General features: G+C 73.0%; 14 protein-coding genes. 6 read left to right on the top strand and 8 right to left on the bottom strand.

Features of this window, described 5'->3' with window-relative positions; translation table 11 throughout:
• Nucleotides 1-93: 93 nt before the first annotated feature.
• On the bottom strand, nt 94-1,275 hold the full coding sequence (locus ABT170_RS34050; protein WP_329942431.1) for a thiolase C-terminal domain-containing protein: 1,182 nt from the start codon (nt 1,273-1,275) through the stop codon (nt 94-96).
• Nucleotides 1,276-1,473: 198 nt separating this feature from the next.
• Between ABT170_RS34050 and ABT170_RS34045 the strand changes: the two genes are divergently transcribed.
• Together ABT170_RS34045 and ABT170_RS34040 are read left to right on the top strand one after the other, a co-directional pair.
• Complete coding sequence (locus ABT170_RS34045) at nt 1,474-2,685, top strand: acyl-CoA dehydrogenase family protein (protein ID WP_351874013.1); 1,212 nt, start codon at nt 1,474-1,476, stop codon at nt 2,683-2,685.
• The gene (locus tag ABT170_RS34040) at nt 2,685-3,173 is read left to right on the top strand and encodes a nitroreductase family deazaflavin-dependent oxidoreductase (protein WP_329942429.1); all 489 of its coding nucleotides are present in this window, start codon (nt 2,685-2,687) and stop codon (nt 3,171-3,173) included. Before ABT170_RS34045 ends, ABT170_RS34040 begins: the two co-directional genes overlap by 1 nt.
• A gap of 288 nt (nt 3,174-3,461) precedes the next feature.
• Here the strand turns inward: ABT170_RS34040 and ABT170_RS34035 are convergent, their stop codons facing one another.
• Nucleotides 3,462-4,109 (bottom strand): TetR family transcriptional regulator, encoded by a 648-nt coding sequence (locus tag ABT170_RS34035; protein ID WP_266931895.1) that lies wholly within the window; start codon nt 4,107-4,109, stop codon nt 3,462-3,464.
• A gap of 375 nt (nt 4,110-4,484) precedes the next feature.
• Here ABT170_RS34035 and ABT170_RS34030 point away from each other — a divergent pair, with 375 nt between their 5' ends.
• Nucleotides 4,485-5,294, top strand: coding sequence for a VOC family protein (locus tag ABT170_RS34030; RefSeq protein WP_351874008.1), 810 nt, complete (start codon nt 4,485-4,487; stop codon nt 5,292-5,294).
• A gap of 274 nt (nt 5,295-5,568) precedes the next feature.
• Nucleotides 5,569-7,968, top strand: coding sequence for a protein serine/threonine kinase AfsK (afsK, locus tag ABT170_RS34025; RefSeq protein ID WP_351874005.1), 2,400 nt, complete (start codon nt 5,569-5,571; stop codon nt 7,966-7,968).
• Between the two features lie 27 nt (nt 7,969-7,995).
• On the opposite strand, the gene ABT170_RS34020 is transcribed toward afsK, so the two are convergent.
• Nucleotides 7,996-8,661 carry a hypothetical protein gene (locus ABT170_RS34020; RefSeq protein WP_351874112.1) on the bottom strand — a complete coding sequence of 222 codons (666 nt, stop codon included), beginning with the start codon at nt 8,659-8,661 and terminating at the stop codon, nt 7,996-7,998.
• A gap of 228 nt (nt 8,662-8,889) precedes the next feature.
• Between ABT170_RS34020 and ABT170_RS34015 the strand changes: the two genes are divergently transcribed.
• Nucleotides 8,890-9,429: a hypothetical protein gene (locus ABT170_RS34015; RefSeq protein ID WP_329942426.1), complete on the top strand. Its 540-nt coding sequence runs from the start codon at nt 8,890-8,892 to the stop codon at nt 9,427-9,429.
• A 42-nt stretch (nt 9,430-9,471) separates the two neighbouring features.
• Here the strand turns inward: ABT170_RS34015 and ABT170_RS34010 are convergent, their stop codons facing one another.
• From ABT170_RS34010 to ABT170_RS34000, 3 genes are read right to left on the bottom strand one after another with little or no spacing between them, the layout of a single operon-like run.
• Nucleotides 9,472-10,248: an enoyl-CoA hydratase/isomerase family protein gene (locus tag ABT170_RS34010; protein WP_329942425.1), complete on the bottom strand. Its 777-nt coding sequence runs from the start codon at nt 10,246-10,248 to the stop codon at nt 9,472-9,474.
• 3 nt (nt 10,249-10,251) lie between these two features.
• Nucleotides 10,252-10,701: a Zn-ribbon domain-containing OB-fold protein gene (locus tag ABT170_RS34005; protein ID WP_329942424.1), complete on the bottom strand. Its 450-nt coding sequence runs from the start codon at nt 10,699-10,701 to the stop codon at nt 10,252-10,254.
• 9 nt (nt 10,702-10,710) lie between these two features.
• A complete protein-coding gene (locus tag ABT170_RS34000; RefSeq protein WP_329942423.1) occupies nt 10,711-11,859 on the bottom strand; it encodes a lipid-transfer protein in 1,149 nt (382 codons plus the stop codon).
• 153 nt (nt 11,860-12,012) lie between these two features.
• On the opposite strand from ABT170_RS34000, the gene ABT170_RS33995 reads away from it, so the two are divergent.
• A complete protein-coding gene (locus ABT170_RS33995) occupies nt 12,013-13,566 on the top strand; it encodes a FadD3 family acyl-CoA ligase (protein WP_351874001.1) in 1,554 nt (517 codons plus the stop codon).
• 141 nt (nt 13,567-13,707) lie between these two features.
• Here the strand turns inward: ABT170_RS33995 and ABT170_RS33990 are convergent, their stop codons facing one another.
• Nucleotides 13,708-13,872: a hypothetical protein gene (locus ABT170_RS33990; protein ID WP_266931879.1), complete on the bottom strand. Its 165-nt coding sequence runs from the start codon at nt 13,870-13,872 to the stop codon at nt 13,708-13,710.
• A 205-nt stretch (nt 13,873-14,077) separates the two neighbouring features.
• A partial coding sequence (locus ABT170_RS33985) for a tetratricopeptide repeat protein (protein ID WP_351873997.1) occupies nt 14,078-15,244 on the bottom strand: 1,167 nt, incomplete at its 5' end.

The following is a 15,244-nucleotide window of genomic DNA, read 5'->3' as shown; positions in this document are numbered from 1 at the left end:
CTCCCCTTCAGTCCCGCTCCCCTCAAGCCCCGCTCCCCTTCAGTCCCGATCCCTCTCGGCCCCGCTTCTCGTCAGTCCCCCTGCCCCTCCCCCTCAGCCCCGCCCCAGCACCACCGTCCCCGACGAGCAGAACCATCCGCCCGTCCCCGACGCCACCGCCAGCTCCGGCAGCCGCCCGCCCGCACGTCTCACCTGGCGCTCACCCGCCTCGCCGCGCAGTTGCCGTACCGCCTCCACCAGCAGGAACAGCCCGCGCATCCCGGGGTGACAGGCGGAGAGGCCGCCGCCGTCCGTGTTCACCGGCAGCTCGCCCGTCAGGCCCGTCCGGCCCTTCTCCACGAACGCGCCGCCCTCGCCCTTGGCGCAGAACCCCAGGTCCTCCAGTGTCACCAGCGTCATATAGGTGAACGCGTCGTAGATCTCGGCGAGGTCGATGTCGCAGGGCCGCACCCCGGCCCGTTCGAAGGCCAGCCGGCCCGATACGGCGGCGGGGGAGACGGTGAAGTCCTCCCACTCGGACATGGTGGAGTGCGAGACGTGCTCCCCGGTGCCGAGGACCCACACCGGGGCCTTCGCCGTGTCCGGTACGTACTCCGCCGCCGCCAGCAGCACCGCGCAGCCACCGTCGCTGCGGACGCAGCAGTGCAGTTTGGTGAACGGGTCCGCGATCATCGGGCCGGACAGCACGTCGTCCACCGTGATGGGGTCCCGGAACATCGCGTCCGGGTTGGCCGCCGCGTTGGCCCGCGCCCGCACCGCCACCTCGGCGAGCTGTTCCAGCGTCGTGCCGTACTCGTGCATGTGGCGGCGGGCGGCCATCGCGTACTTGGCGATCAGCGAGTGCCCGTACGGCACCTCGAACTGGAGCGGGCCGCGCGCCCCGAACGACAGGTTCGACGTGCGGCGGCCCGCCTTGATGTCGGCCCTGGCGGTGGACCCGTAGACCAGGAGCACGGCGTTGGCGCGACCGGCGGCGATGGCGTCCGCCGCGTGCGCCGCCATCACCTCCCAGGTCGCGCCGCCGACCGCCGTGGAGTCCACCCAGGTGGGCTTGAGGCCCAGGTACTCGGCGACCTCGACCGGGGCGAGCGTGCCCAGGCCGGCCGAGGCGAAGCCGTCGACGACCGAGCGGTCCAGGCCCGAGTCGGCCAGTGCCCGGCGGGCGGCCTGGGCGTGCAGGGCGTACGGGGTGGGCCCGTCGACGCGTCCGCAGTCCGCGAGGGATATGCCGACGACAGCGACCTTGCGCGGGGGGGAGGAGGGTGAGGAAGGCATGAATCTGACGGTACATCAGATACGGTCGGGCGCAGCCTTTGCGGAGGACGCGTTCTCGCGGCGCGAGGGCGCGAGTGCGCGGGGTTGGAGGCGGGTGTGTGCGCGTGGTGCGGGAGTCTGGGATTCTCGCCGCTTCCCGCCTAACATGACGGACCGTCAGATCGGGGGCCGCCGGCTCCCGAGGGGAGGGAGCCCGAGATGGACGCCGCCTTCACCGCGGAGCAGCACGAGATCCGCCGCACCCTGCGCGAACTCCTGGTCACCCACTGCGGACCCGGCGAGGTCCGCGCCGCCGCGGGCACCGCACCCGGCTACGACGAGGCCCTGTGGCACCGGCTCGCCGGGGAGCTGGGGCTGCCCGGGATCGCGCTGCCCGAGGCGTACGGCGGCGTCGGCTGCGGTACCGCCGAACTGGCCCTCGCCTGCGAGGAGGCGGGCCGCGCCCTGCTGCCCTCCCCCCTGCTGGCCACCTCCGTACTCGCCGCACCCCTGATCGCCCGGCTCGGCACCGAGGCCCAGCGCGCCGCTCTGCTGCCCCGCATCGCCGAGGGCACCCTGACCGCCGCCCTCGCGGTCCCCGGCGGCTCCCTGGCCACCGCCCTCGGCCTGACCGGCGACAACACCGGCGGGCAGTGGGCGGGCGGCGGCCGGGCCGGCGGTATCCAGGCCCGGCCGGACGGCGGCGGGGGCGGGGGCGAAGGGAGCTGGCGGCTGTACGGGGAGGCCGCCCAGGTCCTCGACGGCCACAGCGCCGGGCTGCTGCTGGTCGCCGCCCACACCGGAGGCTTCCCCCGCAGCCGTACGCTCCTGTTCCTCGTGTCCGCCGCGTCGGCGGCCGGCCTCGTCCGCACCCGGCAGACCTCGATGGACTGCACCAGGGCGCCGGCCCGGGTCGAACTGCGCGACACCTCCGCCGAACTCCTCGGTGCCGACGACACCACGGATGTCGCGGGCGCGCTGGCCGAGGCCGGGCGTACGGTCGCCGCCGTGCTGGCCGCCGAGGCGGTCGGGGCCGCGGAGAGCGCGCTGGACCGGACCGTCGCGTATGCCGGGGAACGCGAACAGTTCGGCCGGCCCATCGGCTCGTTCCAGGCGGTGAAACACCGGCTGGCCGACCTGTACGTCCAGGTGCAGGCGGCCCGCTCGGCGGCCTACTACGCGGCCTGGGACCCGGCCGCGGGCGGGCTGGCGCTCGCCCAGGCGCTGGAGGCGCTGCGGGTCACCACGTCGCAGGCCATCCAGCTGCACGGCGGCATCGGCTTCACGTGGGAGCACGAGGCGCACCTCTACTTCAAGCGGGCCGCCTCCGACGAACTGCTCTTCGGCCCCGTCCACCGGCTGCGCGACCACGCGGCGCGGCAGGCGGGCCTGTTCGCGCCGGACACCGCCGGGCGAGGGGTGGCGGTCTGATGGCCCGCGGCGTCCGGCTGATCCAGAAGGTCTCCTCCACCCGTGCCTTCGCGCGGATCGCCCCGCATGTGGTCCCCGCGATGGACCGCGCCGTGCACCGGCTCACCCGGGGCAGGGTGCTGCTCAGCTCCCGGATGCTGCCGGGGCTGATCCTGACGGTGCCGGGTGCGCGGAGCGGGCTGCCGCGGACCACACCGCTGGCCTGCGTGCCGGAGGGCGGGGCGGACCGCAGCTGGATCCTGGTCGGCAGCAACTTCGGCCGTACGGGGCATCCGGCCTGGACCGCGAATCTGCTGGCCCACCCGGACGCGGCCGTCATCAACTGGAAGGGCCGGGACGTTCCGGTGCGCGCCCGGCTGCTCCAGGGCGGGGAGCGGGCCGAGGTGTGGCAGGTGGCGCTGCGGTTCTGGCCGCCCTACGCGGCGTACCAGGCGCGGGTGGAGCGGGAGATCCGGCTCTTCCGGGTGGAGCGGCGGGAGGACGCGTGACGGAGCGGACCGCCGGTGGGGTGGCGGCGGAGCGGTGGGAGGGTGACGGGCCGGGTGTGACGCGGGCCGCCGATGCCTCGGCGGGCGGGTGACGGACGGGGAGTGACGCCGAGGTTCCCGTCCGCGGCGGGGGAGGGCCGTCGGCCGCGGAAGTCCGGCGGGCCGGCGCGCGGTTCGGGAACGCCGACGGCGGACCACATGCGTGATCCGCCGTCGGTGAGACAGGACCTGGGGCACCCGGGACTGCCGTGCGTGCCCGGTGCGAGCGAGGGTGTCCGGTGCCGGTGCCTACCTCGTCGGTTTCTTGCCGGTGATGCCCAGATGGACCAACAGGGCAAGGTTGGGCTTCAGTTCGGCCTGCTTCACACCCCAGGTGGTGAAGCCCTTCTGGTGCGAAGCCACCGAGGCCAGCATCGCGACCAGGGAGCCCGCCATCGCGGCGGGGCTGATGTCCTTGTCGACCTTGCCCTTGGCCTGGAGCTCCTTGACCGAATCGGTGAGGGAGTTGGTGACCGAGTTCAGGATCTTCATACGGATCTTGTAGAACCGCTTGTCGCCCTCGGCCGCCCCGAGGTCGACCACGCGCAGGATCGCGTCGTGGCGGCGCCAGAAGTCGAGGAATCCTTCGACCAGTTCTTCGGAGGTCTGCCAGCCGGCCTTGCCGACCCAGGAGCGGCCCGCGACCAGTTCGGTCAGTCCGGCGCCCTCCTTGGCCATTTCCTCGGCGATTTCGAGGACGGCGCCCTCGACGTCGGGGAAGTACTGGTAGAAAGTCGCGGGTGAAGTCCCGGCCTTCCGGGCGACGTCGATGACTTTGACGTCCCGGTACGGCGAGGAGCTGAGCATCTCGCTGAGGCAGTCGAGCAGCTTCTGCCGCGTCGCCTGACCGCGTCGTCCGGCCACGCGGCCGTCGACGGTGCGTACTTGTCCTGTCATGCCGTCAGCTTACCGAGGGGTGATCGGAGCGCGATTCGGCCGACTGCAAATGGGGAACGCCGCAGGACCGGAGGGGTGCGCGGAGGTATCCGGGACTTTCCGGAACGGAATCTTCCGGTGTGTGCCGCCCGATGGGTATTAGTGTTATCAACAGCCTGTGGACAACTTCGGTGGACAACTTTCGTCCACGGGGGTGCTGGATCTTCACGATTCGGGCGAATGTTCTCTATGGCCGGGCCGGATGTCCTCCCCGGGTGGGCCGCGGTCCCGTCGCGGCCGGCCGGGGTGCGTCAGGAGTGCGCCGGGGCGCGGAGTGCGGGGTGCGACGTTACGTTGACTGTGACGGGCGTCACCGCGACGGAAGGATCCGGGCCCATGGCCGCATTCGCGCACTCCGCGCCGTGCTGGGTGGATGTGCAGCTCCCCGACCTCGAAGCGGGCAAGCGCTTCTACGGCGGGCTCTTCGGCTGGACCTTCCGGGCGGGCGACGGCATGCCCTTCGCCGACGCCTACAGCGACGGCCGTCTCGTGGCCGCCCTCGCCGCGAAGAGCGACGGCCGGATGCCCACCGCCTGGGGCGTCTACTTCTCCACCGACGACATCCGGGCGACCGTCGCCGCGATCCGGGCGGAGGGCGGCCAGGTGATCACCGAACCGGTGCACGCGGGGCGTGCCGGGATCGTGGCGCAGGCCGCCGACCCCGGCGGCGCGGTCTTCGGGCTGTGGCAGGCGGGTGACCGTGCCGGCTTCGAGAGGCAGAACGAGCCGGGCACCTACTGCTGGACCGAGGTCTACACCCGGCGGCCGGAACGGGTCGACCCCTTCTACGAGAAGGTCTTCGGCTTCCGGGGCACCGACCTGGACGAGGCGGGCGGCGACGCCTCCGGCACCGCCGAATCACTCGTCGACTTCCGGCTGTGGTCCCCGGCGGGCACCGAACCCGGCCCCGACACCGCGGTCGGGGGGCGCAGCGTCATCACGGACGCCCTCCCCGCCGAGATGCCCAGCCACTTCCTCATCCACTTCGCCGTCGCCGACTGCGACCGGACCGTCGAGACCGCCGTACACCTCGGCGGCCGGGTCACCGCGCCGCCGTTCGACATCCCGTACGGGCGGATGGCCGTCCTCCACGACGACCAGGGCGCCGCCTTCGCCGTACTCCAGCCCTCCGAACTGCTTCCGTGACCCCGGCGGGTTCCGGCGCCCCCGAACGGCCGCTTGAACCGGTCCCGCACGGCTTCCGTGATCCGGACGGCTTCCGAAATCACTTCCGGCGGCCGTTGTGTGCGGATAGCGGGCGAAGTGACATGAGACACCCTGATCCGCCCCCGGGTTCGCAACCGGCGCCCGAGCCAGGAAGAATCGGGGTGCGCACCGCCAGGTGGTGCCCAGTGGTGAGACGCTGCACAGGGCGGGAATAGGCGGGCTTCTGTTCCTGAGGCCCGTACGGGGAGGTGGCATGCAAGTGGTGGAGCAGCTGACGCAGCACGACCCGAGGCGGATCGGCCCGTTCGAGGTGCTGGGACGGCTCGGCGCCGGCGGCATGGGGCTGGTCTATCTCGCGCGCTCGGCGTCCGGCCGGCGGGTGGCGATCAAGACGGTCCGTACGGAGCTCGCCGAGGACCAGCTGTTCCGGGTCCGTTTCACGCGTGAGGTGGAGGCCGCCCGCGCCGTCAGCGGTTTCTACACGGCCGCCGTGGTCGACGCCGACCCCCGTGCCGCCGTCCCGTGGCTGGCCACCGCCTATGTGCCCGCGCCCTCCCTTGAGGAGATAGTGAACGAGTGCGGGCCCATGCCGACCCAGGCCGTGCACTGGCTGGCCGCCGGGATCGCCGAGGCCCTCCAGTCCATCCACGGCGCGGGGCTCGTCCACCGCGACCTGAAGCCGTCCAACGTCCTGGTCGTCGAGGACGGCCCCCGGGTGATCGACTTCGGTATCGCGTCCGGCGTCTCCAACACCCGGCTGACCATGACGAACGTCGCCGTGGGCACCCCCGCCTACATGTCTCCCGAGCAGGCGCGCGACTCGCGCAGCGTGACCGGTGCCAGCGACATCTTCTCGCTCGGCTCGACGCTCGTCTTCGCCGCCACCGGCCATGCCCCGTTCCACGGGGCGAACCCGGTCGAGACGGTGTTCATGCTGCTCCGGGAGGGCCCGGACACCGAGGGGCTGCCGGACGACCTGCGGCCGCTGATCGAGTCCTGCATGCAGATGGACGCCTCGCTGCGGCCCAGCCCCGCCGACCTCCAGGCCAGGCTCGCCCCGCACCTGTTCGCCTCCGGGAGCGACGACAGCGGTACGGCGTCGGCCTGGCTGCCCGCGCGGGCCACCGCGATGATCGAGCAGCGCCGGGGCGGCGGCCGTACCGCCGCGCCGGTCGCCCCCGCCCCGGTGGCCGTGCCCCCGCCGCCCCCGCGTCCGCCGCGCGCCCCGGACACCGGCTGGCGCGGCGGCGGCGATCTGCGCTCCCCCTCCCCGCTCTCCTCGCCCGCCCCCATGTCGTCCCCGGCACCCGACGGCGGCCCGGTGCGGCTGGCCGGGGCGCAGGTGCCGATCGGTCCCGGTCCGCGTGCCGGGGAGGGGCGCGGTGCCGCCGCCGCGCATCCGGCGGCGGCCACCGGCTGGGTCAGGGCGCCCGCCGGGCTGATCGGCGCGGCCACCGGGCAGACGGCCCCGACCGCCCCGGTGCCGCCCCCGGCCGCCGCCCCGGACGCGGTGCCGGACCGCTGGCGGCCCTGGCGTTTTCGCATGTCGAACGATGTGTGGGGGACACCCATCGTCTCCGGCGACCTGCTGTACGTGACGTCCTTCGAGGTGCACGCGCTGGACGTGGGCAATGGCCGGCGCCAGTTCAAGACCCGGGACGTGGCCTGGGCGATGGCCGTCGACGGGGGCAGGATCCATGCCTCGGACGGCCCCTCGCTGTACGCGCTGGACGCGGCGAGCGGCGCCGAACAGTGGCGGCTGCGGACCGACGCCTGGGTGTACTGCCTGAAGGCCGACCGGGGCACCGTCCTGACGGCCACCCGGGGCGGCGGCGTCCAGGCGTGGGAGGCGTCCAGCGGCGAGAAGCTGTGGGAGGTCACGGGTGTCCAGGCGGACTTCGAGACGCCGGAGGCCGGGCCCGTGATACACGACGGCACGGTGTACCTGTGGCAGGACGCCCGGCTGCGGGCCCTGGACGCCCGCAGCGGCCTGGAGCGCTGGTCGTACCCCATCGGCGACGCGGCCTCCTGCGGCGGTGTCCCGGTCCGGGTGACCCCGGCCCCCGACGGCTACGTCTACATCGCGGCGGGGACGCGGGTGCTGGCCGTCGACACGGACTCGGGCCGGGTGAGCTGGCACTTCGAGTCGCCCGCGGTCTTCCTGTCGCCGCCCGCGTTCGCGCCCGGCCCCGCGGTCACCGGGGGCGGGGTCTACCTCGCCGACTACCTCGGCACGGTGTACGCGCTCGACGCGTCGACCGGCAAGGACCGCTGGCGGATCGCCACGGAGGCCCGGCAGTCCATCGAACCCGTGCTGGTCACGGCCGGGAACGTGCATGTGGGCAGCGGCAGCGCGCTGTACACCCTGGACGCGGTGACCGGTACCCCGAAGTGGCGGTTCGCCGCGGGCGGCGATGTCGTCGGCGCCCCGGTCGTCGCCGACGGCCGTGTGCACTTCGGCTCCGCCGACCATGTGCTGTACACCCTGGACGCGGCGGGCGGCCAGCTCCGCTGGAAGCTCGCCACGGGCGGCGAGATCACGGGCTCACCGGTCGCGCGGGCAGGTGTCGTGTACGCCTGCAGCAAGGACCGGTGCGTGTACGCGCTGGACGCGCTGAAGGGCACCGGCACGGGGAACAAGGCCCGCGCGTAGTCGGGCAGCCGGGCGGGGGCCGTGCGGTCAGCTTCCCGGTTGCCGGGGCGGAGGCTCCGGCGGTTGCTGTGGCGGCCGGTCCGCGTCGCCGGGATCCCGGGCGGCACCGGGGTCGCGGGAGTGGCTGGGGTCCCTGGGGTCCGGCCCGGTGTACGGCTCCGGCTCCGGTTCCGGCCAGGGTGATGTCTGCGCGGACATCCCCGGCTCCTGCGTGGGCGGCCAGGTGTCCGGGTGCTCCCGGCCGGGCGCGGGATAGGGCTCCGCGTGCCGCGCCACCCGCTTCGGCCGCCCCGACATCAGCAGCGCCCCCAGCAGGATCAGCACCCCGCCGGCCAGCGCGCCCGCCACCCCCCACTGAAGCCCGGACCCGTCCGAGGCCACCGCCAGACTGCCCGCCGCCTGCCCCTGGCGGACCATCCACAGCACGGTGAAGCCGAGCACCACCACGCCCGCGAACGCCACCAGCAGCCGCGACCGGAGGGCCACCCCGACCACCACCACCAGCGCGGCGAACAGGAACGGCAGCAGGATCGAGGACATGACCGCGGACGAGGTGGCGGTGATGCCGCCGAAGAGGTCCTGGACGCGGTAGTCGTGGCCGAACCGGCCGTCGTACCAGCGCAGGAAGGGGCTCTGGACCGCGCCCGCCGCGCCGATGAGGGCGACGACGGAGCCGAGGACGTTGCGGATCATCATCAGCCTCCTGCGGCGCTCGCCGTATGTACCCGCGGCGCGCGGCGCCCGTCGGCGTCCACGCCCGGCCCCCGGCCGACGCTACGCCCGACAGGTCACCCCCGCCACACGGACCATGACGCGACCGTGACAGGGTCATGACTTGGTCATGGGTCTTCGGCCGCCATGCTGTGGGCGGGAGAAGACGGCGGAGAAGCGGAAGACGACAACACAAGGGGGGCTGCATCGATGATGCGGCGGCGTATGAGGTTCGCGGCGGTCCTGGTCGTGGTGGTGCTGGCACTCACCGGATTCTCGACCTCCAGCAGCGGGGGCAAGGGCGGCAAGAGCCGGAGCGGGAAGAGCGGCGGATCGGGCGGCGGCTGCTCCAATTCCAAGAAGAGCAACGGTGGGTACCACGACTACGACGACGACTACGACAGCTCGTCGAGCAGCTCCTCCGGCGGCACCGACTACGGGACGCCCACACCCACCGCCACGGCCTCCGACGCCCCCGAGGTCCGGGTCGTCCGCTGCGCCCAGCCCCGCAAGGGCAAGCGCAAGGCCGTCACCTCGTCCGTCGTGGAGCTGAGGTCCACGGCGGCCGGCTCGCGGACGTACGACGTGGAGGTGACGTTCCTCGACGCCCTCGGCAACACCGTCGACTCCGCCGGGACCACCGCGACGCTGGACTACGGCGACGTCAAGGACCTCGCCGTGCGCATGGACAGCCCCCGCAAGGTGTCCAAGGTGAAGCGCTGCCGGGTCACGGCGGAGCCGCGCCCCTGACGAGGGGGCGCCCCCGAACGACGGGGCGGGGAGCGGGCGCGCTCACCGCAGCCGGGGAGCCCCGCCCCCGCCCCGTCCTGCGAACAGCTCCGCCTGCCGCTCCGGCGCCAGGTTGCCGAGCGCGATGAGGTGCGGGGCCTGTGCCATGGCCTGGGTGCGGGCCGCCTCCTTCGCGGACCACACCGCCCGTACGGTGCCCTGGACCGCGTCCGTGGGGTACGAGGCGATCGTGGCCGCCGCCCGGACCGCCGCCGCCACCGCGCCACCGGCCGGGGTGATCTCGCTGACCAGCCCGGTCTCGTAGGCACGACGGGCCGTCACCCGTTCGGCCGTGCCCATCAGGGACATCCGGGCCACCTCCCCGAACGGCATCCGCTGGGCCATGGCGATCGCCTCGTAGGCGCTGACCATTCCGTACGTCGTGTGCGGGTCGAAGAAGGTCGCCTCCTGCGACGCCACGACGAACTCGGCCTCGCCCAGCAGGTAGAACGCCCCACCGCAGGCCATCCCCTCCACGGCCGCGATCACCGGCTTCCACAGGTCGTTCGCCTTCGGCCCGATCCTCAGCAGCGGATCGTCGATGGAGTACGGGGACGGCGGCTGCGGCACCTCGGCGCCCCGGTCGATCCCGGTGCAGAAGGCCCGGCCGCCCGCCCCGGTGAGGACGACGGCCCGCACGCTCTCGTCGAAGCGGAAGTCCCGCCAGCGGGCGGCCAGTTCATTCGCCATGGCCAGGTCGATGGCGTTCAGCTTCTCCGGCCGGTCCAGGGTGACCACGGCGACCCCGGTCTCCCGGTCCCGCTCCGTGCGCAGCGTCATCGCTCAGCGCTCCAGCAGCCAGCGGACCACGGTCATCTCCGGCGTGAGGGGGCAGAAGACGGCCCGTACCGCAGCGCCGATCCGCAGCCGCCCCGGATCCACGGAGTTCAGCGGCGCCGCCGGTCCGGACACGACATTGCCGACCAGCCGGATGTGCGGGGCGTCGGCCAGCTCCACCACGACCGCGTTGTACGGGGCCTGTTCGGCGTAGGCCGGGAGCAGCGGCGGGTGCGGCAGCACATACGACCAGATGCGGCCGCGTCCGCTCATCGCCCGCCACTCGCTGTCGAAGGACTGGCAGTGCGGGCAGCAGGGCCGGGGCGGGAAGCGCAGTTCGCCGCAGGCGGGGGAGGCACAGGCCTGGACACGGAGCTCACCGGCGGCGGCGTACTCCCAGAAGGGTGCCCCGTCCTCGTCGACGACGGGCAGCAGCAGGGAATCGGGGGTCTGCATCTCGGCTCCTCAGCTCCTCAGCAGTACGGCGGAGGTGGGCACGCCCTCACCGGCGGTGACCAGGCAGGTGGCGGCATCGGGCACCTGGGCGGTGGAGGTCCCGCGCAGCTGCTTGACCCCCTCGGTGATCAGGTTGAAGCCGTGCACATACGCCTCGCTGAGGCCGCCGCCCCCGGTGTTGATGGGCAGCCGGCCGCCGCTCTCCAGCGCTCCGCCCTCGGTGAACGCGGCGCCCTCGCCGCGCCCGCAGAAGCCGTAGCCCTCCAGGGAGAGCGGGATCAGCGGGGTGAACGCGTCGTAGATCTGCGCGACATCGACGTCGTCCGGCCCGAAGTCGGCCTGCTTCCACAGCTGTCGGGCCGCCGTCCAGGCGGGACCGGTGAGCGGGTCGTCGTTCCAGTAGTTGACCATGCCGTGGTGCTGGGCGGGCAGGCCCTGGGCGACGGAGTGGATGAACACGGGCCTCTGCCGGCAGTCGCGGGCGCGTTCGGCGGAGACGATGACGCAGGCCAGCGCCCCGTCGGTCTCCAGGCAGTTGTCGAAGAGGCAGAGCGGATCGCTGATCCAGCGGGAGGTCATGTACATCTCCCGGGTCAGCGGCCGTTCGTACATCATCGCGCCGGGGTTCTGGTTGGCCCGGTTGCGGCAGGCGAGCGCGACGTTGAAGAGGTGGTCGCGGGTGGCCCCGTACTCGTGCATGTACCGCCGGGCCAGCATGCCGATCTCGTCGGCCGGGCGCAGCAGCCCGTAGGGGCGGGTCCACTGGGCGGGGGTGGGCAGCTGCACGGCGGTGTTCTTCCAGGGCCTCGGCCCCGAGCCCCGCTTCCGGGACCGCCAGGCCACTCCGACGCTCGCCTGTCCGGTGGCGACGGCGGCGGCCAGATGCGCGACGGTCGCGCAGGAGCCCCCGCCCCCGTAGCCGGCCTTGGAGAAGAAGGTGACATCCCCGGCGCCGATGGCCTTGGCGACCTCGACCTCGTCGGTCTCCTCCATCGTGTACGAGGCGAAGGCGTCGACCTCCGAGGCGGCGATCCCCGCGTCGTCGAGAGCCGCCACGATGGCGCGGCAGGCGAGGGTCTTCTCGGACTCGGGGAGCCGTTTCGCGAAGGCCGTCTGTCCGATTCCGGCTATCGCGGTCATGTCCTTGAGCGTCGCCATCCGTCCACCTTCCGGAACGTCCTGACTGCTGACAGCGCCAGAGGCTACAGCTAATCTGACGGATAGTCAGCTAGTGCGGGTGCCGGAAGTGGAGCCGGGCGGGACCTTCGGCACCCGCCCCGGCGCGGGTTCGGTTCGGCGGGAGGACGTGCGATGCGTGGCGACGAGCAATGGGGCAGCATCCCGGGGCTGGTGCGGGACGCGGCCGGGCGGTACGGCGACCGGGAGGCGGTGGCCGAGGGCCGCACCCGTCTCTCGTACGCCGAACTGGGCGAGCAGGTGGAACGGGCCGCCGCCGCGTGCCTGGCCTCGGGCGTGGAGCCGGGGGACCGGGTGGCGATCTGGGCCCCGAACACCCTGGACTGGATCGTCTCCGCGCTGGGGGCGGTGACGGCGGGGGCGGTGCTGGTTCCGCTGAACACCCGGTTCAAGGGCACGGAAGCGGCGTACATCCTCCAGCGGAGCCGCGCGAAACTGCTCTTCGTCACGGGCACGTTCCTCGGTACGTCGTACGTCGCCTCGCTGCGCCGCTCGGACGTGGAACTCCCGCACCTGGAAACCGTGGTGGTCCTCGCCGACAGCGCCCCGCGGGAGTACGTCACCTGGAAGGACTTCCTGGTGCGGGGCGAGCGGATCCCCCGCGCGGAGGTCCGAGCCCGCGCCGACGCGATCGTCCCCGGTGACCCGTCCGACATCATCTACACCTCGGGCACCACGGGCCGCCCCAAGGGCGCGGTGATCACACACGCCCAGACGCTGCGCTGCTACGCGATCTGGAGCGAGCTGGCAGGTCTGCGCGAGGGAGACCGCTATCTGATCGTGAACCCGTTCTTCCACACCTTCGGCTACAAGGCGGGCATCATCGCCTGTCTGATGCGGGGCGCGACGATGGTGCCGCAGCCGGTCTTCAACGTGGACACGGTCCTGGCCAACATCGCCGCCGAACGCATCTCGGTCCTGCCGGGCCCGCCCACCCTGCACCAGTCCCTGCTGGACCATCCCTCCCGCGCGGCGCACGACCTCTCCGCCCTGCGCCTGGTGGTCACCGGCGCGGCGGTCGTCCCCCTCCGGCTGGTGGAGCGGCTGCGCGCCGAACTGCACATCTCCACCGTCCTGACGGCGTACGGCCTCTCAGAGGCGAGCGGCATCGTCACCATGTGCCGCCGGGGCGACCCGGCGGAGGTCATCGCCACCACCTCCGGCCGGGCGATCCCCGGTACGGAGGTCCGGGTCCTGGCCGAACCCGGCAGCCCCGGCGAGGTCCTGGTGCGCGGCTTCCACGTCATGCGGGGCTACTTCGAGGACCCGGACACCACGTCCGCCACGCTCACCCCCGACGGCTGGCTCCGCACCGGCGACGTGGGGGTGCTCGACGAGGCGGGCAACCTCCGCATCACGGACCGGATCAAGGACATGTTCATCGTCGGCGGCTTCAACGCCTACCCCGCCGAGATAGAGCAGCTCCTCGGCCTCCACCCGGACGTGGCGGACGTGGCGGTGATCGGCGTCCCGGACCCCCGGCTGGGCGAGGTCGGCAAGGCGTACGCGGTACGGCGCCCGGGGGCGACGGTCACCGCGGACGACCTGATCGCCTGGTCACGCCGCGAGATGGCGAACTTCAAGGTGCCCCGGTCGGTGGAGTTCGTCACCGAACTGCCGCGCAACGCCGGGGGGAAAGTGCTGAAGGGCGAGCTGCGGGGCAGGTAGCGCCGCGCGCACGCGAGCGGGGCCCGGACCGTTTCGGTCCGGGCCCCGCTTTCCGTACCCGCGTCCCCCGTGTGCGGATGTACGGCGGCCGCGACGGCTCCCCCTCCGCGCCGCCGCGGCCGTTCCCCGTGTGGTGAAGGTCTACTTGGCCGGCTTGAACGGCTCCGACGTGGCGTGCTGGTCCAGCGTGGTCACTTCTTCACCCGTCGCGTGCTGGTCCTGAGTCGTCACCGGCGTCGTGGGTTCGCCCGTGGCGTGCTGGTCCGCCGGCTTGAAGATCGGGTCCTGCTTCTTGGCGTCGGCCATGATGGTCAACTCCTTCTCTGCGTGCACTGCGCAATGGGTGGCGAGGCCCGCCCGGCTGTTCCCCCGAACACTGCCGGACGGGCCTCTTCGGGCCGCTCACCTTAATCGGTGTGGCCGCTGTCGCCCCGTCTGCCCCCCGACGCGACGGATCGACAGGTACGAGAATGTCCGGTGGCGATAAACGAACGATGAACGCCCTCGTTCGTCAGGGCGCGGAGGCCGGTGAGAGCAGCGCCCGCACCGCGTCCGCCTCCGGGGAGCCGAGCTCCTCGTAGATGGAGAGCGCCTCGCGCCAGCAGACCTGGGCGCGCCCGGTCTGTCCGATTCCGGACAGTGCGCGCCCCAGCACGGTCAGGACGTTTCCCCGCCGCCATTCCCCGCCGATGCCGCGCAGGACGGTCAGCGCCAGCTCCGAGTACTGGGCGGCCTGTGCGGGGCGGCCGGAGGCGATGTCGACCTCGGCCAGCCGGAACATGGCCATGCCCTCCCACAGCCGCTGACGGCTGTCGCGGAAGATCTCCAGGGCCTCGGTCAGCTGGTCGGTCGCCTCCTTGAACCGTCCGCTCTGGGTGAGCGCCATGCCCAGCGCGTAGCGGCCGTTGGCGCCCCGCAGCGCGTGGCCGAGGGAGTCGTAGATCTCTATGCCCGACCGGGCCAGCGTGATGGCGCTGCCGGTCCGTCCCGTGGCCAGGTGTATGCGGGAGAGGTTGCACAGGGCGCTCGCCTCGCCCGGCCGGTTGCCGTCGCTGCGGAAGGCGTCTATGGCCTGGTTCAGGAACGCCTCGCCGTCGGTGTGGCGGTTCTGGTAGAGGGCGATGATGCCGCGGGCGTTCGCCGCCCAGCTGGCCGGCAGCAGGTCCTGGACGGTGTCCGCCAGCCGCATCGCCTCCTGCGCCTCGCGGTCGGCGTGGTCGAACCGGCCCGCCAGCTGGTGCGCGTTGGCCAGCGACATCACGGCGCGGCCCTCCGCCCGCGGGTCGTCGCACTTCCTGGCCGCTTCCCGCACGGTCATGGCCGCGGCCTCGTACTGCTTCGCGTTCGCGCCCGACTCGCCCAGGTCCAGGGCGGCGTAGAGCAGGTCCACGGCGCGCCGGAGTGTCGGCGGGGCGCACGCCTGGGTGACACAGGCGAGGAGGTTCGTCGCCTCCGTGTAGAGCCAGTCCAGGGCCGAGTGGCGGTCGGGGAAGGCCATTCCCGCGTGCCCGGTCGGCTCCAGGTGGTCCACCAGCCGGTCGCCCGGCCGCTCCAGCGCGTAGACCCGGGCGGTCGTCGCCAGATAGAAGTCCAGCAGCCGCGACAGCGCCAGCTCCCGCTCCACCGGCGGCTGCTCGTCGCGCTCGGCGCAGGCACGCGCGTAGAGGCGTACGAGGTC

The sequence above is a fragment of the Streptomyces sp. NPDC001787 genome (assembly GCF_040297465.1).
In the GTDB taxonomy this organism is placed as follows: domain Bacteria; phylum Actinomycetota; class Actinomycetes; order Streptomycetales; family Streptomycetaceae; genus Streptomyces.
Note: the sequence above shows the minus strand (reverse complement) of the source record. Positions and strands in the feature narration are given on the sequence as shown.

Coding starts and splice junctions, on each gene's coding strand:
- ABT170_RS34050 (WP_329942431.1), bottom strand. CDS start 1,275: ATGCCTTCCTCACCCTCCTCCCCCCCGCGCAAGGTCGCTGTCGTCGGC.
- ABT170_RS34045 (WP_351874013.1), top strand. CDS start 1,474: ATGGACGCCGCCTTCACCGCGGAGCAGCACGAGATCCGCCGCACCCTG.
- ABT170_RS34040 (WP_329942429.1), top strand. CDS start 2,685: ATGGCCCGCGGCGTCCGGCTGATCCAGAAGGTCTCCTCCACCCGTGCC.
- ABT170_RS34035 (WP_266931895.1), bottom strand. CDS start 4,109: ATGACAGGACAAGTACGCACCGTCGACGGCCGCGTGGCCGGACGACGC.
- ABT170_RS34030 (WP_351874008.1), top strand. CDS start 4,485: ATGGCCGCATTCGCGCACTCCGCGCCGTGCTGGGTGGATGTGCAGCTC.
- afsK (WP_351874005.1), top strand. CDS start 5,569: ATGCAAGTGGTGGAGCAGCTGACGCAGCACGACCCGAGGCGGATCGGC.
- ABT170_RS34020 (WP_351874112.1), bottom strand. CDS start 8,661: ATGATCCGCAACGTCCTCGGCTCCGTCGTCGCCCTCATCGGCGCGGCG.
- ABT170_RS34015 (WP_329942426.1), top strand. CDS start 8,890: ATGATGCGGCGGCGTATGAGGTTCGCGGCGGTCCTGGTCGTGGTGGTG.
- ABT170_RS34010 (WP_329942425.1), bottom strand. CDS start 10,248: ATGACGCTGCGCACGGAGCGGGACCGGGAGACCGGGGTCGCCGTGGTC.
- ABT170_RS34005 (WP_329942424.1), bottom strand. CDS start 10,701: ATGCAGACCCCCGATTCCCTGCTGCTGCCCGTCGTCGACGAGGACGGG.
- ABT170_RS34000 (WP_329942423.1), bottom strand. CDS start 11,859: ATGGCGACGCTCAAGGACATGACCGCGATAGCCGGAATCGGACAGACG.
- ABT170_RS33995 (WP_351874001.1), top strand. CDS start 12,013: ATGCGTGGCGACGAGCAATGGGGCAGCATCCCGGGGCTGGTGCGGGAC.
- ABT170_RS33990 (WP_266931879.1), bottom strand. CDS start 13,872: ATGGCCGACGCCAAGAAGCAGGACCCGATCTTCAAGCCGGCGGACCAG.